This window comes from Rhizobium leguminosarum (genome assembly GCF_002953715.1).
Taxonomy (GTDB): Bacteria; Pseudomonadota; Alphaproteobacteria; order Rhizobiales; family Rhizobiaceae; genus Rhizobium; species Rhizobium leguminosarum_V.
In genome coordinates this window covers 2270760-2290612 of the sequence record NZ_CP025012.1, presented here as the reverse complement: position 1 = coordinate 2290612, position 19853 = coordinate 2270760, and the positions used below count along the sequence as shown (strand labels likewise).

The following is a 19853-nucleotide window of genomic DNA, read 5'->3' as shown; positions in this document are numbered from 1 at the left end:
GCCCTGAATGCGCAGGGCAACATGGCCGGCAGGCCTGGCGGCGACGGGCATCCTGCCAGCGCGGCGACGGGCATTCTGCCAGCGCGGCGACAGGCATTCTGCCAGCGCGGCGACAGGCATTCTGCCAGCGCGGCGACAGGCATTCTGCCAGCGCGGGATGATCGGGTTTGCAGCGCTTTTCCACACCTTGTCATCTTCCTGAAACACGAGTCTGATTTTGGAAGGCTAGATGAAAGATGGGACATGAGCGGCAGCTCGTGAAAGACATGATGGAACCCCGACATTTCCGCACGCTCTTCATTTCCGATGTCCATCTCGGCTCGAAGGCCGCGAAGGCCGACTTCCTGCTGGATTTCCTGCGCCACCATGAGGCCGATACGATCGTGCTCGTCGGCGACATCGTCGACGGCTGGCGCCTGAAGCGCAGCTGGTATTGGCCGCAGGTCTGCAACGACGTCGTCCAGAAGCTGTTGCGCAAGGCGCGCAAGGGCACACGGGTCGTCTATATTCCCGGCAATCACGACGAATTCCTGCGGGCCTTCCCGGGCATGCATTTCGGCGGCATCGAGGTCGTCGAGCGCATGATGCATGACGGCGCTGACGGCAGAAAATACCTGATCCTGCACGGCGACGAGTTCGACGTCGTCGTCCGCAACGCCCGACTGCTCGCCTATCTCGGCGACTGGGCCTACGACACGGCGATCCGCATCAATATCATCCTGGCAGCGGTGCGCCGCCGGCTCGGCATGCCCTACTGGTCGTTTTCGGCCTGGGCGAAGCTGCAGGTCAAGCATGCCGTCAATTTCATCGGCGAATTCGAGCGCGTCGTGGCCGAGGAAGCCCGTAAAAACGGCGCCGACGGGGTGATCTGCGGACATATCCATCATGCCATCATCCAGGACATGGACGGTATCCGTTACATCAACACCGGTGATTGGGTGGAAAGCTGCACGGCGGTGGCCGAGCACGAGGACGGCACGTTCGAACTGATCACCTGGCGGGCGCTCGCCAGCAGTGTGACAGCACTTGCCGCCGTCGAGCGGGAAGACGCAGAACTGGCTCCACAGGCCGCCTGATTTTGGCGCCGGCGCATCCGCGCCTGCGCTCCCTCGAATTTAGCCGTTACCGTTAGGCGACAGGCCCTATTTATTTTCTAAAACGTTTCAGAACGGCTATTTCTCGCAATAGTCGCCTCCAGGGTGGTGTGTTAGGACAACGTCCAGTTTCCTTCAGGTCCACCAATGATTCCCGCTCAAAATTCCCCGACGGGTGAGGGAGCGCCGCCGCGCTTCCGGTTGCTCAGCGCGCTTTCCTACTGCGCGCCGCTGCTCGTCAACGGTATCGTCCTGCCGTTTTTTCCCGTGTGGCTCGCAACCCACAGCTTCAGCGACCATGAGATCGGCATCATCCTTGCCATACCGATGGTGGTTCGGGTGCTGGTAGCGCCTGTCGTCGCCATGATCGCCGATCGATTGAAGGAGCGTGCCGACGTGCTGCTCTGGTCGGGTTGCCTGTCGCTGCTGACGGCGATCGCGCTGTTCTGGACGACGACCTTCTGGCCCGTGACGATCGTCTATGCGCTGCAGGGCGCCACCTTTGCGCCCTATGTGCCCGTCGTTGAATCGATCGTCATCTCGGGCGTGCGCCGCTGGGGGCTCGACTACGGATCGATGCGCGTATGGGGCTCGATCGCCTTCATCGTCTCGACGCTGGTCGGCGGCCAGCTGATCAGTCGGTGGGGCGGCGAAATGGTGCTGCCGGTCATGGTGTTCGGCTTTATCATGACCGTGGTCATGGCGATCTTCTGTCCGCGCATCGGACCGACGCGACGGCGCGGCCAGCCGATCAACATTCCGGCAGCCACCGGCAGTGGCCTGCGCGAGCCGCACCTTCTGCTGCTTCTGATCGGCGTCGCCATCCAGCAGTCGAGCCATGCGGTGCTGAACGCTTTTTCCTCGATCTACTGGCATCAACTCGGCTTCTCCGGTACGCAAGTCGGCGTGCTCTGGAGCGCCGGCGTCGCTTCGGAAGTGACGGTGTTCTTCCTGTCGAAGCGTCTCAACCGTCGCTTCGACGCCTGGACGCTGATCCGCTTCGGCTGCGCCATCAGTGTCTGCCGCTGGATCCTGTTTCCGATGAATACAGGCTTTGCCGGTTTCTTCCTGCTGCAATGTTTCCATGGCTTCACCTACGCCTTCGTGCATACCGGCGTGCAGCGGCGGATCGTGGTGACCGTGCAGGAAACGCAGGAATCATCGGCGCAGGGCGCGTATTTCTTCTATGTCGGCATGGCGATGGCGCTGATGACCCTGGCGTCGGGTTATCTCTATGCCTGGCTCGGCGTCGTCAGCTACTACGTCATGGCCGTGGTCGCGTTCTCCGGCCTCGGCATCGTCATCTTCGCCTATTATCTTCAGCCCCAGAGGGTGCTTTCGGGCGGAAAGACCAGGGAAGCGGCGTAACGCAGGCCGGGTTCGCGGTCGCGGGCCAGCAGCAGCGGGCCGTCGAGATCGACGAAATCGGCGTTCTGGGCGAGCAATACGGCGGGCGCCATGGCAAGCGAGGTGCCGACCATGCAGCCGATCATGATGCTGAAGCCGAGGCGTTCGGCCTCGGCCTTCATTGCCAGGGCCTCCGTCAGGCCGCCCGTCTTGTCGAGCTTGATGTTGATCGCGTCGTAGCGGTCGGCAAGGCTTGCGAGATCGCCGGTGTGGTGGACGCTCTCGTCGGCGCAGACGAGGAGCGGGCGGCGGATTTCGGCGAGGAGCCCATCGCGGCCGGCCGGAAGCGGCTGCTCGACGAGGGCCACACCCGCTTGCGCCGCGATATTGAGGTGGCGTTCCAACACTGCTTCCGGCCAGCCCTCATTGGCATCAAGGATGATTTCGGAATCGGGTGCTGCTGCACGGACGGCGCGGATGCGGCTTTCATCGTCGCCGGTGCCGACCTTGACCTTGAGCAGGGCGCGGCCGGCATGCTCGCGCGCCTGGGCGGCCATCACCTCCGGTTCGCCGAGGGAGATGGTGTAGGCGGTGGTGAGCGGCTGCGGAGCGGAAAGGCCGAGGCGGGCGGCGACGCTGTTTCCTGTCTGCTTCGCCTCGAGATCCCAGAGGGCGCAATCGACGGCGTTGCGGGCCGCACCCGGCAGCATGGCCGACAGCAGGTCGCTGCGTGAAATGCCGGCCTCGATCAGCGGTCGCGCCGCCTCGATCTGGGCGAAAACACTCTCCATGGTCTCGCCGTAGCGGCGGTAGGGCACGCATTCGCCGAGGCCCTGCGCACCCGCTTCGACAAGCGCGCAGGTGATGACCTCGGCTTCGGTCTTTGCCCCGCGCGAGATGGTGAAGGTCCCGGCAATCGGAAAGGAATTCATCTGGATATCGAGGGTGCGCGGCATTATTGCTGTCCTGCAAGCATGGAAATCGCACGGTGCTTCTGTATATTAACGCGCCGGGCCACGAATGATCTGTTTCGCGATTCGGCAATGTCGCTGTAAGCCTTGAAAGACACAAGTATCTTGAACGCCGAGAATCGCAACGCCGCCTCCCTTGATGTGGACGACCAGGCTGATGGCTCGGGACAGCGTGTGCGTCTTCTGGGAAATTGGCGCAGCGCCTACATCCATCTGGTGCTGCGCGATTTCGAAAAGCTCCTGCAGAAGAAGACTGGCGACCTGACGGTAGACCTCTCGGAGATTTCGGAGATCGACACCGCCGGCATCTGGCTGCTGTGCCGGCTGAAAAAGCAAGAAGAGGCGGGCGGGCGGACGGTTCGCTTCGAAGGCACCAACCCGCATATCGACGAAATGCTGGAGATGTTTTCCGAGGAGCCGGCCAAGCCCGAGCCCGAGCAGACGGAGAAAGTCTCGCTTGCCGCGCGCATCTTCGCGCCGATCGGCAAAATGACCTACGAGGTCTGGGACAATTTCGCCGCCGCCATGTATATCCTCGGCTCGGCGGTACGTGGCGCGCAGATGAAGTTCGGCCGCGGCAGTGGTGTCTCGCCGGCCTCGATCGTCAACCAGATCGACCATATGGGCGTTCGCGCCGTTCCGATCATCTTGCTGATGTCTTTCCTGATCGGGGCGATCATCGCCCAGCAGGGCGCCTTCCAGCTACGTTACTTCGGCGCTGAGGTTTTCGTCGTCGATCTCGTCGGCATCCTGCAATTGCGCGAAATCGGCGTGCTTCTGACCTCGATCATGATCGCCGGCCGCTCGGGCAGCGCCATCACTGCCGAAATCGGCTCGATGAAGATGCGCGAAGAGATTGACGCGCTGAAGGTGATGGGCCTGAACCCGATCGGCGTGCTGATCTTCCCGCGGCTGGTGGCGCTGACCATCGCGCTGCCGCTTTTGACGGTGCTCGCAAATTTCGCCTCGCTCGGGGGTGCTGCCGCCGTCGCCTGGGGCTATTCCGGCATCACCTTCGCCAATTTCCTGTCGCGCCTGCACGAGGCGGTGACCCTGTCGACGGTGCTCTCAGGCATGATCAAGGCGCCGTTCATGGCGCTGGTCATCGGCATCGTCGCCGCCGTCGAGGGGCTGAAGGTCGGTGGCAGCGCGGAATCGCTCGGCCAGCATGTGACGGCCGCGGTGGTGAAGGCGATTTTCGTCGTCATCCTGATGGACGGGCTTTTTGCGATGTTCTATGCAGCGATCGATTTCTAGGATGGCGGACCGCGTGGACGAGAAACCGATCGATACGGAAGACAAGGACGAAAGGGACATCGTGCTGTCGGCGCGCGACGTCACCGTCGGCTTCGGTTCCAAGGTCGTGCTCGACAATTTGAACCTCAATATTTACCGCGGCGAGATCCTCGGCTTCGTCGGCGCGTCCGGCACCGGCAAATCGGTGCTGATGCGCACCGTGCTCCGGCTGCTGCCGCGCCGCTCCGGCACGATCAAGATCCTCGGCCAGGATTTCGACGAACTCGACGAGCCGCAGCGCAACGCGCTCGACATGCGGCTCGGCGTGCTGTTCCAGCAGGGGGCGCTGTTCTCGTCGCTGACGGTCAAGGAAAACATCCAGGTGCCGATGCGCGAATATCTCGACCTGCCGACCTCGCTGATGGACGAGCTGGCGCATCTGAAGATCCGCATGGTCGGGCTTGCCGCCGATGCCGCCGACAAATATCCATCCGAACTCTCCGGCGGCATGATCAAGCGCGCAGCCCTTGCGCGCGCGCTGTCACTCGATCCGGAACTCGTCTTCCTGGACGAGCCGACCTCCGGCCTCGACCCGATCGGTGCGGCCGAATTCGACGAACTGATCGCCAACCTGCGCGATAGTCTGGGATTGACCGTGTATATGGTCACGCACGACCTCGACAGCCTGTTTTCGGTCTGCGACCGTATTGCCGTGCTCGGAAAGAAGCGAGTAATGGTGGAAGGCACGATCGACGACATGTTGGCCTATGACGATCCGTGGGTGCAGGCCTATTTCAAGGGCAAACGCGCGCGGTCGATCGTGCCGCAGAACGATGCTGCCGCGCGGCACGACAGCAGCGGAAAGTGACCGGATAAGATGGAAACCAAAGCCAATTACACGATTGTCGGTTTTTTCACGGTGCTGGTGATCGCGGCTGCCTTCGGCTTCGTCTACTGGATGGCCGAGTATGGCCGCGGCGGTCCGATGACGGAACTGATCGTTCGTATTCCGGGCTCGGCCAACGGCCTCAGCGTCGGCTCGCCGGTGCGTTTCAACGGCATCCAGATCGGCTCGGTGCAGACGCTGTCGATCGATGCCGACGATCCGCAGTATTCGCTGGCCTTCACTCAGGTGCGCACCGATGCGCCGATCTACCCCTCCACCAAGGCCGCGCTGGAAATCCAGGGTTTGACCGGGGCTGCCTATATCGAACTGTCAGGTGGCCGCAAGGGCGAGGAAAGCATCCTCCAGCATGCGATCGACAACGGCAAACGCGCCGTCATCGTCGCCGACCAGTCGAGCGTCACCAATCTTCTGGCGACGGCCGACAAGATCCTCGATCGCGCTAACGACGCGGTCGGCGAACTTCAGGGTTTCATCGAGGATTCGCGCGGGCCGTTGACCGAGACGTTCAAGAATGCCGAGACGTTCTCGGATGCACTGGCCAAGAATTCCGGCAATATCGACTCCTTCCTGCAGAGCGTCGGCCAGCTCTCGGAGACGGTGAAGGCGGTTTCCGGTCGTGTCGACTCGACGCTTCAAGCCGTCGAATCGCTGGTCAAGGCAGTCGATGCGCAGAAGATCGACAACATCGTTTCCAATGCCGAGAAGATTTCCGCCAATGTCGCCGATGCCTCGGGCGACCTCAAGGGCGCGATCCAGAAGTTCGACCAGACTGCCACCACCTTCAATGATTTCGGCAAGCAGGCGCAGGCGACACTCGACCGGGTCGATACGCTCGTTGCCCAGATCGATCCGGCGAAGGTGAAGGGCTCCGTCGACGATATCGCGCAGGCGACCAAGGATGCGCGCGCCGCCGTCGCCTCGATCCGCGATGTCGCCAACACGGTTTCGGCGCGTCAGAAAGATATCGACCAGACGATCCAGGACGTGTCGCAGCTTTCCAACAAGCTGAATTCGGCCTCGACCCGCATCGACGGCATTCTCATCAAGGTCGATGCGCTGCTCGGCACCGACAATACGCAATCGCTGTTCACGGAAGCGCGCGATACGCTGGAATCCTTCAAGAAGGTGGCCGACAACCTGAATTCGCGCATCGGGCCGATCGCCGACAATCTACAGAAATTCTCGAGCGGCGGCTTGCGCGACGTGCAGACTCTCGTCAACGACATGCGCGGAACCGTGAACAATTTGAACGATACGATCACCAACTTCGACCGCAATCCGCAACGCCTGATCTTCGGCGGGGAAACGGTGAAGCAATATGACGGCCGGACGCGGCGTTAACTGGGAAGTCAGGGGTAGCCTAATATGGTCGCATCGCATCTGTTGTCGCGCCGTTCACGGATCAGGGGAACGGTGATCGCGCTGCCGCTGACGGCGTTGATCCTTTCGGGGTGCGGCACCGCGGCCAAGAACGACACCTATGACCTGCCCGCTGCCGTCGACGGCAGCGGACCCGCGGCCAAATCTCGCCAGATCCTGATCGCCAGCCCGACGGCGCTAAGGTCGCTCGATAGCGAGCAGATCGTCATCCGTGTTTCGCCTTCGGAAATCCAGTATCTCTCGAAGGCGCAGTGGGGCGACAAGCTGCCGCGCATCGTGCAGTCGAAGCTGGTGGAAGCCTTCGAGAATTCCGGCAAGCTCGGCGGCGTCGGCATGCCGGGGCAGGGGCTGGCGATCGACTACCAGATCGTCACCGACATCCGCGCCTTCGAGATCGACGCTTCGAACGGCAACCAGGCGGTGGTCGAGATCTCCGCCAAGATCCTCAACGACCGCAACGGCTCGGTGCGCGCCCAGAAGGTGTTCCGCGCCATGGCGCCGGCCGGCGGCGACAATGACGGCTTCGTCAAAGGCCTCGACCGTGCCTTCTCCACGGTCGCCTCCGAGATTGTCAGCTGGACGCTGCGCTCAATCTGAACTCGAATTCCGAGGCCGCCCCTTGAATATCGGGGGTTGTCGATTCTGAAAAAAATTTGACCCCATGGCATAGGGGTCGTCATCGTATTCAATTTATTCACGAATTTATGGAACGCATCATACAGTCCCTTTCAGGAGGAATGCTGCATGGTGGCTGCACGAGTATTCGGGAAATCGTCATTGGAGGCGATCCAACGCGAAAATGATCGCTTGGCTGCGCTGCAGCAGCTCGATCTCCTCGACACTCCGAGGGACGAGGGCTTCGAGCGGATCGTACGCCTTATAAAGGAGATATTTTCCATCGACATCGGCATCGTCTCACTGATCGATGCGCATCGGCAATGGTACAAGGCTTGCTCAGGCCTTTCGGCCGACGAGGTTTCGCGCGAAGACACGTTCTGCCGCTACGTCGTGGACTGTGAAAGGCCTGTCGTCGTTCAGGACGCTACCAAGGACTCGCGGTTTTCACAGCATCCTTCGGTGACGGGCGAGGACAATATTCGTTTTTATGCCGGTGTGCCGCTGAGAACGAAAGCCGGGCACATGATCGGAACCGTATGCGCGATCGACCGCCGGCCAAGATCGTTCGGCAACAGAGACCTCAGCATTCTCGAGGAGCTGGCGGGAGCTGCGATGGACCGCATCGAGCTCATGCAGTCGGCGGCCATCGACAGCCTGACCGAGGCGATGACGCGGCGTGCCTTCAAGCAGGAGGCCGATCAGCTCATTTCGCTCGCTCTGCGACACAAGCACGACCTCTCATGCATCGTCTTCGACATCGATCATTTCAAGAAGGTGAACGATACGCATGGACATGCGGCCGGAGACGAGGTCCTCAAGGCGGTGGCATCGACCTGCAAGGCGACCCTTCGAGCCGGTGATCTGTTCGGCCGTCTTGGCGGCGAGGAGTTTGCCGTCATCCTGCCGCATGTCGATCGGGAAGGTGCCGTCGCAGTCGCCGAGAAACTCAGAGCCGCCATCGCCTCTGAGATCATTCGCGGCGATCATGGCGCTCTGACCGTTACAGCCAGCTTCGGAACTTCGGCACTCTCGATCGTCAGCAAAGAGATCGAGACCCTGCTGGCTCAGGCGGATGCGGCGATGTATCAGGCCAAGCATGGCGGACGGAATCGTTGCGTGTCGTGGAGCTCGATCCACGCCGATCACGCCATTGGCGCTCGACGACGGGTGCTGAAGGCGGGTTCGATCCTGTTCAACGATCGGCGCTCGACCATCGACTGCACCGTCAAATCCATTGGATCGGAGAGCGCCGGCATTTCGGTCTCCAATACATCAGGCATTCCTTTGGAATTCATTCTGGCCATCAAAGGCGAAGGATTCGAAACGAATTGCAGGGTGATCGCGCAAGACCGGCAGCATCTGGAAGTGGCTTTCAGATAACCCGTCGGCAAGTCTCTGCTCATCGCGCCTATTTGGTTGGCTGCGAATCCGTCATCGTCGCTCCCGGCTGGCTGCCCGGTGTCGTGGAAGCTGTGGCGGTCGATGACGGCGAGAGAGTGCTGTCCAGCAGGCTTGCCATCTTGTCGTCGCGTATGCTCGCGGTCTTTTCGCCCATGACGACGCCGACCACGCGGCGGCCATCCTTCAGCGCCGACGTCACGACATTGTAGCCCGATGCGTCGGTGTAGCCGGTCTTGATGCCGTCGACGCCGTCATAGCGATACATGAGGTTGTTATGGCCGCGCAGCTTCATGCCGCGGAACTGGAATCCGCGCATCGAGAAGAGCTTGAACTCCTCTGGGAAGTCACGCATCAGCGAAACGCCGAGTGTCGCCATATCACGCGCCGTGGTGACCTGCTCAGGATCGGGAAGGCCCGACGGATTCTTGAAGACCGTATCCTTCATGCCGAGCTGACGAGCCTTGTCGGTCATCGCCTTGGCGAAAGCCGGTTCGGAGCCGCCAAGCTGCTCGGCGATCGCCACAGCCGCATCGTTGGCGGACAGCACGACAATTCCTTCGACCGCTTCGCGCAGCGTCACCTTGCGGCCGGCGCCGACGGCGAGCTTGAAAGGCTCCTTGCTCTCGGCATTTTCCGACATGGTGAGCTTCTGTTCCCAGTTGAGGCGTCCGTCATGCAGGGCCTCGAAGGCGAGATAGAGCGTCATCATTTTGGTCAGCGACGCCGGATAGTTCAGATCGTCCTGATTGGAGCCTTCAAGGACCTGACCGGACTGCACATCAACGACGAAGCTTGCCTGGCCTGCCTGAGCCAGAGTGAAAGCGCCCATCAGGAAAACGGAAGAGAGCGCGGTGGCAAGGAGTCGGGATGTCGTCTTGGTCATCAATGTTGCTGTCTCTATCGTTTGGATGGTGGAGTGAGCCATTCGCTTTAATGTGAGCGGATCAGAAAAGTTTGTGACGGAATGAAGGACAGGGGGCAATAAAAAAGGGTCATCCACAGCTGATTCCTTTTGTCTCAGCCTCTTCGGTTTTGACAATGATGCGCGCGGCTCGTAGAAAACTCGTCATGAGCATGAAGAGCGCGCCTTTCTCCCGTGATATCAGCACCTGCCTGCAGGTCGCGATCGCGCGCGCTTTTGGCGGACGAGGTCTTCGCGTCCTGTTGTGACGTCAGGGCGCTCAGGCGTCCGGCGCGCTGCTGGACGTAAAGCCCCTCACCACGTCAATCAAGGCTGCCAGGGAGACAGGCACCGTGCTCAGTATTTATCATGTCAATTCGCTCGTCCATTGGGAGGAGCGCGAGATCCATCTGCGCGATCATATGATCGGCTTCTTCTCGCAAGAGGTCCGCAGTTTTCTCAGATCCGTCAATCCAGCCTGGGATGTCAGGAGGGTCGAGGCGCCGGCGCTGATGCCGCGGCCGCTGGTTTCAAGCGCCTATTCGAACGTCGATATCTGGGTTCAGGAACAGCTCTCCGCCAGCGATCCCATGCTGGTGCTGAGACCGGAGACCACGCCGTCGACCTACATCTACATGCAGCATATTCTCGGCAATCACTCGAAGACACGGCTGCCGCTCTGCGTCTGGCAGGCCGGAAAATCCTATCGTCGCGAGCAGGAGCAATCGACCAAACACATGCGGCTGAAGGAATTCTGGCAGCTCGAATTCCAATGCGCCTTCACGGCCGACAGTGGCAACGACTATCACGCAGCCTGCCTCGAGCCGATCCGCCGCATGATCGCATCGCTGATCCATTTGCCGACGCGGATCGTACCCTCCGACCGGCTGCCCGCCTATTCCGAGGTGACTGTAGATATCGAGGTCGACAATGGCGACAAGTGGATGGAGGTCTGCTCGATCTCGCGACGCACGGATTTTCCGCAGCGCTACCGGTCGCAGACGAAGAAGGGAGCGGCCGTCGACCATGACGTGCTCGTGCTTGAGATCGCCATCGGTCTCGATCGATGCGTCTACAACTGGAACATGGCGGCCGACCGGTAAAAGATGAAGAACCGGGACCGCATTGCGGTCCCGGTTTTCGCCGCTGCGGTTGTTCACGAATTTCTGCAGCACTTTGAATCGCTGCATAATTCAGATTTAAGAAATTATACGGTAGGAGACAGCGTTATGCTGCGAGGGGTGGGACTTTTATGATGCGCTCGGCAATGGTTTTGGTCGTTGGCATATGTGTGCTCGTTTTTTCAGCTTTTTCCGCCTTTGCGTCATCCGGACGCTCCGTCCCGCGTTCGCTAGTTCCTCAAATGTTTCTGTATGAGGAGAGACCGGAGAGGGCACAGCCGACGACGGTTCCCGGTTCTGTCACGTGGTCAATCGATATGCGCACCGACGCTAGGGGACACTCCGATCCTGTTATCCAAGCGCACATTGCGGTGCCGAAGCGTCACCTCACTGCAGTGCTGACACTGGAACGGAATGCAGATCCCTCCGTTTCCGCAAGCCACCTCATTGAATTGTCGTTTCAGATCGCGCCAGGATTTAAGGGAGGTGGAGTTTACAGTCTCCGGCACATGTCAATGAAGGCGACGGAAAGCGATCGCGGTGACACATTGATAGCCGTGCCCGCCAAGGTCACGGACAAACTTTACATGCTGGCGCTCAATGATCTGCCTGAGGCTCGTGCCAAGAACCTTGAACTGCTTGAACGCCAATGGATTGATTTGCCGATTTCTTATCAGGACGGCACACGAGCGCTGCTGACACTTGAAAAGGGCGAGGATGGTGAGCGTGTGTTCAATCAGGCAATTCAGGCTTGGGCGTCAGATGATCTGGCCCGGACCGATGGCGGCAATGCTCAATAGAAAGATGGCAGCATCAAATCCGGTCTACGAACTGCTGCCCCAGTTTCCAGGTCCAGACCGCGGCCCATGGTCACAAACGAAAGCCGCCTGACGTCAGTTCAAGCGGCTTTCTCCAATTCTACGATCAAATCAGCTTTTGTTTGCTCTGGCGGTTTTCGCCCGAGGTGTCAGTCAGGTTCAGCCGAGCCTGCCTGCAGCATGAGCGAGCATGGTGTAGACCTTGCCCGTATCCGAGGTGAGGTAGGACTGCGTCACCGTCCGGTTCGGGTCGGTGCGGGCGACGTCGGCGAGCAGCTTTTCGAAATCACCGATGTAGCGGTCGACGGCGGTGCGGAACTCCGGTTCGCGGTCGTATTTGCGCTTGATCTCGTCGAAGGTCTGTTGGCCCTTCAGTGTGTAGAGGCGACGGGTGAAGACGTCGCGCTCGCCGCGCTGATAACGGCGCCAGAGATCGACCGAGGCGTCATGGTCGATGGCGCGGGCGATATCGACCGAGAGCGAGTTCAGCGATTCGACGACGTGGCGTGGATTGCGGCTGTCGTTGCTGCGCGCGGCCGGTGCGGCAGTTTCCGCCGGGCGGGCCGGAACACGGGCGGCCGCGGCCTCGTCGGCTGCCTCCTCACGCGATGCGCCACGCAGCAGATCGCTGATCCAACCGCCGCTTTCTGGACGAGCCGGCTCTTGGCGACCTGTTTCCTGGCGAGTGGGGGCAGGTTGCGGGGCGGCGCGCTGGGCAGCCGGCGCAGAGGGTCCGATCGTTCCGCGCAGACCCGTCGCTTCGATCGGCGGGGGTGCTGCCGGCTGGGGCGGCTGGGCGGCGACCGGCTGGGTTGCGACCGGCTGGGCGGGACGCGGGGCAGGCTGCACCTGAGCGAGTGTGCGGGCGACAGGCTCGGAGATCTCGAGCTGCTGGCTGGAGCGGCCGACGAGCTGGGAGATATCCTGCAGTGCCTTGATCTGCTCTGCAACGGCCCGGCGCATGGCCGAGGCGCTTTCCTTGGCTTCCTCGGGAAGATCGAAGGCGCCACGCTTCAGCTCGGCGCGGGTGGCGTCGAGCTCGTTACGGATGTCGGCCGCGGAGCGGCGGATATCCTCGGTGGCGCCGGAGAAACGGCCGACGGCATCATCGATCGCTTCGCGCAGCGCTTCGCGCATATGCTGGGCGGCGCCGTCGGAGGCGCGGCCGGCTTCGCCGAGCATGCGCTCGACGTCCGACAGCGAGGCGGTGAGACCGCCGCGAATGCGATTGGAGAGATCGCCGGAACGGCGCTCGACATTGGCAAAGGTGCCGTCGATCGTCGTATTGGCCTCGTCGCCTGCGCGGGTGATTGCCTCGCGCATCGTCTCTGCCGCTTCCTGGGCGCGCTTCTCGGTTTCGGTGAGAATGCGGCCGATATCGGCGAAGGAGGATTGCACGCCCTGGCGCAAATTGCCGGTGACCTGGCTGGAGCGTTGCTCTGCCCGCTCGAACACGGTCTCGATCATGCTGCCGAGGCCTTGCATGGTCTTTTCGATCTCTGCGGAGCGCGAGACGAGGCCGACCGAGAGCGTCTGCAGAGCGCTCTCGCGCTCTTCGAGCGTCGAGGCGAGGTTGGACTGGGCGGCGCCGAGAAGCTGCGAAGCCTGGGTCAGAACCTTGGAGTGTTCGTCGAAGCGGCCGATGATGCCGCCGACCTGCGCCAGCGTCTGGCCCGAGATGTCGGAGAGGCGGTCGATCTTGCCTTCGAGGAGCCGGGTCGAGGCGGAGACCATTTCAGCGGCCTTGGTGGCGGAGTCGGCAAAGCGCGTGGTGGTGTCGCCGAGACGGCCGTCGACGCTGGCCAGTTGTTCGGCGGAGCGGTTCATCATCATCGCCATCGCCGCACTGCTTTCCGACATGCGCTGAACGAGGCCATTGACGTTGCCGACCAGGCTGTTTTCGATGGCGCTGACGGCAGCGGCGACGTTCTCGGTGCGGGCGGCAACGGCACTGGCGAGCGCTTCATTTTCGGCGCGCAGACGGTCGGCACTGAGGTTTGCCGCGGCGGTGATGCGGGCAGCAGCCTGCTCGCCGGCATCGGTGTACCGGTCGATGATCGGGCGGGCCGTTTCGTCGAGGATGCGCGTCAATTCGACCGAACGGCCTGATAGCATCGAGTTGAGGTCGCGGGTGCGCTCTTCGAGCGTCGAGCGGATCGAGTTGCCGCGCGTTTCGAGCGCCCGGTCGATGTCGGAGAACGTCGTATCGATCTCGCGGGCACGCTCCTCGAGATTGGTGCGAATGGCGCTGCTGCGGGCTTCGAGCGCCCGGTCGACATCCGCCATGGTGGCGGAAATCTCGCTGCCGGCGCCCGACAGCGTCGAGCGGATGGCATTGCCGCGTGTCTCCAGAGACTGGCCGACATCCGACAGCACCTTGGAGATGGCGTTGACCTGCGTGCCGACGATGGTCTCGGCCTCGGCAACCTTGTTGACGATGGCGTTGCCGGCTTCCGAGAAGGTCTGGGCGACGGCAGCGGCCTGGCTTGCCAGCCGGTTCTGAGCTTCGGCGACGCGGGTGACGATCTGCGACGAGCGCTCATCCATAGTGCGGGTGAATTCGTCGCTTTTCGCATTGAGATCCTCGGCGAATTGCTGGCCGGTCTTGCCAAGCAGTTCGGTGGTTCTCGTCGCTTCGCCTTCCATTCCTTGGGCCGCGTCGGCAACCGCGCTGCGCAGCGTCGAGGCGAGACCGGCGGCCTTGCCTTCGATGGTGCGGTTGACGGCCTCGAGGCCGACGGTCAACGCACGGTCCATGGTGGAGAGGCGTTCCTCGATGCGTTCATTGCCGCGGTCGAGCGTTTCGCCGAGGCTCGCGGTGCGGCCGTCGATGGCGCCAGTCAGGCTGGTGGCGCGGCTGTCCAGCGTCTCGGCCAGATTGGCGGTGCGGCTGTCGATCGCCTGGGTGAGGTTTGCGGCACTGCCTTCGAGCGTCGCGGAGATGCGCCGAGTGGCGTCGTCGCTGAGCGCGCCGAGACGGGAGACGCCGTCGGCAAGCACGCCGGACAACTGGCCGCTGGCCGCTTCGACCTTTTCGGCGACGCCGCCGACGCCGTCGCGGATACGGGTCTCGATCGCTGCGAGACCGGTTTCCACACGTGATCCGGTTTCTTCAAAACGGCCCGTCAGGCTTTCGACCGACCGATCGAGATGGGCGGAGAAATTCTGGGTGGAGCTCGAAATCGCATGTGCCGCCTCCTGGAAGCGGCTGGCGATCTGGCCGGCGCCGGCATGCATGCGATCTTCCAATGTCTGGGCGCCGGCATCGATCGCCTGGCGGATCGCGGCTTCACGGTGCTCCAGCGACAATTCGAGCATGCCGACACTCGTCGCCACCGATGTGCCGATGCTGGTCGCCTGTTCGGCCAGCGTATCGCTGATCAGCGCATGCGCCTGGTTCAGCGATAGGTCGATGGCGTTGGCGCGGTCTTCGAGCGTCGTGCGGATGCGCTCGTGGGCAGAGGCGAGGCCACCCTCGATGCGCGCTGCAGCCTCGTCGGCGAGGCCCCCGAGCCGTGTTTGTGCATCGGTCAGGCGGCCTTCGATGCGGCCGGTCAAGCCGCCGACGAGATCCTCGAAGCGGGCGCCGCCGACATCGAGAACGCCCGAGAGGGCGGCGCTATGTTCGGAAAGCGCATTTTCGAGCCGCTGCTGATTGTCGGTATAGGCGGTGCGGATCGCATCGGTCTTGTCGGAGAAGGCGCCGGCGACCCGGGCCTCGGCACCGGAGACGGCCTCCATGATGGAGTTGCTGCGGGCTTCGAGCACACTGTCGAAGCGGCTCTGGTTATCGTCGAGCGAAATGGCGAGCGCCATGGTCTTTTCATCGAGCGTATCGGTGAGCCGGTCATGGGTTGCCGTCACGGCGCCGATGATTGCGGCGGTGCGGTGCCCCAAGGCTTCCTCGAGGCGGGCCTGGCCTTCGTTCAGCGAGGCGGCAAGGGCGGCGGCCTTCCGGTCGAGCACACCGTTCAGGCCTTCGTGCGTGCCGGAGACCGCATTGGTGATCGCTTCCGCGCCTGTTGTCAGCGTCTCCTCGAGACGGCTCTGGCTCTCGTTCAGCGAGATGGCAAGCGCCATCGCCCGATCGTCGAGTGTCTCGGACAGGCGGTCGTGGGTGGCAGAGACCGCATTGAGGAAGGATTCCGAGCGGCTCTCCAGCGTGTCCTGCAGGCGGCTCTGGCCCTGGTTCAGGGAGGCGGCGAGCGCCGTCGCTTTTTCGTCGAGCGTTTCCTCGATACGCGTCTGAGTTTCGTTGAGCGAAATGGCGAGCGTCATCGCCTTTTCGTCCAGCGTCTCGGAGAGGCGATCATGGGTGCCGGAGACGGCATTCAACAGAGCTGCGGAGCGGGTTTCGAGCGTATTCTCGATACGGGCCTGGCCTTCGCTCAGCGAGGTGGCAAAAGCTGCCGCCTTGCCGTCCAGAGTCTCCGAGAGGCGGTCATGGGTGCCGGAGACGGCGTTCAGCAGGGCCGCGGAACGGGTTTCGAGCGTATCCTCGATGCGGGCCTGGCTCTCGTTCAAGGAAATGGCCAGCGCCATAGCCTTCTCGTCGAGCGTCTCGGCAAGACGGTCGCGCGTGCCGGACACGGTGTTCAGCAGCGCCTCGGCGCGCGTTCCAAGCGCATCCTCGATGCGGGCATGGCGCTCATCGAGCGAGGTCGTAAGGGCGGCCGCCTTGCTGTCCAGCGTTTCTGACAGGCGATCATGGGTGCCGGACACGGCGTTGAGGAAGGCCTCGGAGCGGGTCTCGAGCGTATCCTCGATGCGGGCCTGGTTTTCGTTGAGCGAAATGGCCAGCGCCATCGCCTTCTCGTCGAGCGTTTCGGAGAGGCGGTCATGCGTGCTTGATACCGCATTCAGCAGCGCTTCGGAGCGGGTCTCGAGCGTGTCTTCGATGCGGGCATGGCCCTCGTTGAGCGAAATGGCCAGCGCCATCGCCTTTTCGTCGAGCGTCTCGGCAAGACGGTCATGGGTACCGGAGACGGCGTTGATGATGGCGTCGGAGCGGGTCGCCAGCGCTTCCTCGAAGCGGCCGTGATGGCTGGTCAACGCTTCCACAAGTGCGCCACCGCGTTCTGCCATGACGCTGTCAATACGGCCGTGGGCCGTGCCGAGCGCTTCGCTGATTTCGGCCGCACGCGCGGCAAGCACGCCGCTCAGCTCCTCGGCGCGACCGCCGAAGGCAGCGGTCACCTGCTCGGTGCCGGCGGCAACGGCAGTCGTCAGATCGGTGGTGGTGGTGCGCAGCGTGTCGCGGAATTCGGCCGAGCGTGTCTGAAGGTTGTTCTGCAGCTCGGAGGTGCCGGTCGCAAGCGTCAGCGCGATGTCAGACGTAGCGCTCTGCAGCGCCGAGGTCAGTTCGCCGGTGCGGCTGGTGAGTGCTGTGGTGATTTCGTCCGCGCGGCTGCCGAGCGTGCTTTCCAGCACTTCGTGGCTGGTGGCGAGCGCGGTGGCGAGTGCCAGCGACTGATCGGTCATCGACGAACCAAGGCGGTCGATGCCGGAATTCAGGATGCCGTCGATCGAATCCGAGCCGCCGGTCAGCGTCTCGTTGATACGAGCGAGGCTCTCCATCAGCTTGGTGTCCAGCGAGCCTGTGCGTTTGTCGAAGGCGCTCGTAAATTCGGCGACGCGTTCGTCGAAGGCGGTCGACAGCTGGGCGACAGTTGTCTGCAGCCGCTCCTCGAAGAAGCCGGAGCGCACGTCGAGATCCATGACGGCGTCGTCGGCGGTCGTCTGCAGGCTCTGGCGGAAGCTTGCACCTTTTTCGTCGAGGGCGCTGTTCAGCTTCGACAGCACGTCGTCGAGCGTGCCGCCGATCGTGCGTTCGCCTGACGTCAGGCTCTCGTTGATTTCGCGGGTTCGGGCAATCAGGATCTCGTTGAGCTGGTGCGTACGCTCGTTCAGTGCCGCATTCAGCTTTTCCGTGCTGCTGTCCATGGTCGAGGCGCGCGTCTCGAACTGGCTGAGCAGCCTTTCGCCATGATCGTTGAGATTGACGGAGAGGGCTTCGAGGCGGTTGTCGAATTCGGTGGCCAGCGCAAAACCCGATGCGTTCAGTGTCTGCAACAGGGTATCGGTCTTGGCTGCGAGCAGGCTGCCCATCGACTGCAGGGCGCTGTCCGACTTCTCCAGGATCGTCGCGGCGCGTGTATCGATCAGCGAGGCGAAGGCTTCGCCCGATGTGGCAAGCCGCACCGCGATCTCTTCGGTCGCAAGCGACAGCTCTTCCTTCAACTGGTCGTGTACGCTGCCGATCGAGGTGCGGATACGATCGGCATGATTGACAATCGCCTCGCGCTCGGAGCCGAGTTCGTGGACGAGGCCGCGCACGCGCAATTCGTTGTCGGCATAGGAACGTTCAAGGGCATTGACTTCGGAATGGACAAGCGTTTCCAGCTCGGAGGCACGGGCGATGGTGCGCTCGATGCCCTCATTCATGGCCGAGACCTCACGGCGCACGGCCTGGCCAACCGTCATGATGCGCTCGGAGGCGATGGTTTCCGGCTCTGCCAGGCGCAATGCCACCTCTGCCATGGAGCGGGCGGCGTTGCGCATGTCCTGGGCGCGGGAGATCATAATGGCGAAGGCATAGAACATCATCACGGGAATGATGATGCCGACGAGGCCGGCGATGACGCCGGGCAGGGCGACGAGATCGGCGAGCGAACGGATCTGCCAGATCTGCGGAGAATAAAGCAGCGACATCAGACCGAGGCCGGCCATGACCCAAAGCACGGAAAACAGGGTGGCGGTGCGCACCGCCGAGCGGCTGGAGGCGCCGTCAAAGGATTTCAGGATCGAGGCGGGCGTATTGCGGCTGGCATCGTTGGCGGGCGCGAAGGTCGGGCCTCTGGAAGTCTGCTCGCCGGCGGCACCGCGGCGGCTGCGGCGCTGCGCTTCTTCCTGGGCCTGCTGATTGCGCGCATTTACTGGATCAGACACATTAGCCTCCGGGGCCTGGGGCGCGTCGCCGCGGCGAGACGGTACGTTATCCTTGCTAAAGTCGATCTGGAGCGCCTCGTCCAATGCCTTGAACGCCTTGTCCTCAATCGACTCGTTATATTTGTTGTTCGCCATTCGGGTATGCCTCGTTACTGTCAGCCGGCCCAACCGCGCATCCGGGGCTTCCGCCTCACCCGGGAACAACTTTGCCGTTCCAGCCTCCCATCCCAACGAAGGACGGATAAGCATGTCATTTCAGAGTAGATAGCCGCTTTTTCAAACGGAAGGTATCAAAACACTACCATTATCCACTCGCTCGGCAAAGGCGCGTACCATAAACCCGCTCCACCAGTATCGTAGTGACACATCTGGGCTCTTCACACAATTAATGAAGGCTTGAGATTCACGGCCCGTTAACCCGTTGTTAACATCTTTGAATCCTAGACACGGCTTAAAAACCAATAATTTAGGGATGTTTAACGGACGTTAACCATATGGCGAGATTTCCGGCTGGAGTGTGCCGGAATTTAACGTGATAGCCACCCTCCTGACGCAGAACTGTTGCAACTGCGGACGACAGAGACGGGAGAATTGGCAATGGCAGCCCAGATGGCAGCATTGAACATCGTATTCGAGGCGCCGGATAATGCAAAGGGACCGTGTCCCTCGAAGGTCCGGCCGATCGATCTGGTCCATCTCGCAAAGCAGACGATGGGCGACAAGACGCTGGAAATCGAAGTCCTTCAGATGTTTGCGCGCCAGGCCCGTGCATGTCTCCAGGATATTGCCAGCGGTGAAACCATCCGTATCGGCGCAGCCGCGCATCGGCTGAAGGGCGCAGCAAGCTCGGTCGGCGCGTTCCGCGTGTCGCAGACGGCGGAAGCCGTCGAGGAAACCGGCGGCGATGCCGGTGCGACGGCAGCGCTGGGTGCCGCCGTCATCGACGCCGAAAATTTCATCCTGAAGCTCTGCCGCGGCTGATCTCTAGGCCTTTATTTAATGCATGTCATTGTCCCAAAACCGCTGCACATTTTTAGGCGACATGTAGGAGATAGTGTTTTAACGAGGCCCGTTGTTCCATTGCGGAACCGCGGGTCTTTTTGCGACGTCC

At 62.0% G+C, this 19853-nt stretch carries 13 protein-coding genes; 10 read left to right on the top strand and 3 right to left on the bottom strand.

Going from position 1 to position 19853, the window contains the following annotated elements:
- Positions 1-236: 236 nt before the first annotated feature.
- Together CUJ84_RS11565 and CUJ84_RS11560 are read left to right on the top strand one after the other, a co-directional pair.
- Positions 237-1076: a UDP-2,3-diacylglucosamine diphosphatase gene (locus CUJ84_RS11565; protein WP_018242243.1), complete on the top strand. Its 840-nt coding sequence runs from the start codon at positions 237-239 to the stop codon at positions 1074-1076.
- 165 nt (positions 1077-1241) lie between these two features.
- Complete coding sequence (locus CUJ84_RS11560; protein ID WP_105006308.1) at positions 1242-2462, top strand: MFS transporter; 1221 nt, start codon at positions 1242-1244, stop codon at positions 2460-2462.
- Here the strand turns inward: CUJ84_RS11560 and dgcA are convergent.
- Complete coding sequence (dgcA, locus tag CUJ84_RS11555) at positions 2414-3397, bottom strand: N-acetyl-D-Glu racemase DgcA (protein ID WP_105006307.1); 984 nt, start codon at positions 3395-3397, stop codon at positions 2414-2416. The genes CUJ84_RS11560 and dgcA overlap by 49 nt on opposite strands.
- Before the next feature lie 102 nt (positions 3398-3499).
- On the opposite strand from dgcA, the gene CUJ84_RS11550 reads away from it, so the two are divergent.
- The 5 genes from CUJ84_RS11550 (at position 3500) to CUJ84_RS11530 (ending at position 8933) form a co-directional block, all read left to right on the top strand.
- The gene (locus CUJ84_RS11550; RefSeq protein ID WP_199788807.1) at positions 3500-4669 is read left to right on the top strand and encodes an MlaE family lipid ABC transporter permease subunit; all 1170 of its coding nucleotides are present in this window, start codon (positions 3500-3502) and stop codon (positions 4667-4669) included.
- A 1-nt stretch (position 4670) separates the two neighbouring features.
- Complete coding sequence (locus CUJ84_RS11545) at positions 4671-5516, top strand: ABC transporter ATP-binding protein (protein ID WP_018445167.1); 846 nt, start codon at positions 4671-4673, stop codon at positions 5514-5516.
- Positions 5517-5525: 9 nt separating this feature from the next.
- On the top strand, positions 5526-6896 hold the full coding sequence (locus tag CUJ84_RS11540) for an MCE family protein (RefSeq protein WP_105006305.1): 1371 nt from the start codon (positions 5526-5528) through the stop codon (positions 6894-6896).
- A gap of 24 nt (positions 6897-6920) precedes the next feature.
- Positions 6921-7532 carry an ABC-type transport auxiliary lipoprotein family protein gene (locus tag CUJ84_RS11535; RefSeq protein ID WP_105006304.1) on the top strand — a complete coding sequence of 204 codons (612 nt, stop codon included), beginning with the start codon at positions 6921-6923 and terminating at the stop codon, positions 7530-7532.
- Between the two features lie 147 nt (positions 7533-7679).
- Positions 7680-8933, top strand: coding sequence for a sensor domain-containing diguanylate cyclase (locus tag CUJ84_RS11530; protein WP_105006303.1), 1254 nt, complete (start codon positions 7680-7682; stop codon positions 8931-8933).
- Between the two features lie 28 nt (positions 8934-8961).
- On the opposite strand, the gene CUJ84_RS11525 is transcribed toward CUJ84_RS11530, so the two are convergent.
- Complete coding sequence (locus tag CUJ84_RS11525; RefSeq protein WP_105006302.1) at positions 8962-9837, bottom strand: D-alanyl-D-alanine carboxypeptidase family protein; 876 nt, start codon at positions 9835-9837, stop codon at positions 8962-8964.
- A gap of 371 nt (positions 9838-10208) precedes the next feature.
- Here CUJ84_RS11525 and CUJ84_RS11520 point away from each other — a divergent pair, with 371 nt between their 5' ends.
- Entirely contained in the window at positions 10209-10958 is a 750-nt protein-coding gene (locus CUJ84_RS11520; protein ID WP_105006301.1) for an aminoacyl--tRNA ligase-related protein, read from the top strand.
- Positions 10959-11491: 533 nt separating this feature from the next.
- Complete coding sequence (locus CUJ84_RS38745; RefSeq protein WP_245457552.1) at positions 11492-11776, top strand: hypothetical protein; 285 nt, start codon at positions 11492-11494, stop codon at positions 11774-11776.
- A 177-nt stretch (positions 11777-11953) separates the two neighbouring features.
- Here the strand turns inward: CUJ84_RS38745 and CUJ84_RS11510 are convergent, their stop codons facing one another.
- Complete coding sequence (locus CUJ84_RS11510) at positions 11954-18877, bottom strand: hypothetical protein (RefSeq protein ID WP_105006299.1); 6924 nt, start codon at positions 18875-18877, stop codon at positions 11954-11956.
- Positions 18878-19339: 462 nt separating this feature from the next.
- Here CUJ84_RS11510 and CUJ84_RS11505 point away from each other — a divergent pair, with 462 nt between their 5' ends.
- Entirely contained in the window at positions 19340-19723 is a 384-nt protein-coding gene (locus CUJ84_RS11505; protein WP_017964526.1) for an Hpt domain-containing protein, read from the top strand.
- Positions 19724-19853 lie beyond the last annotated feature (130 nt).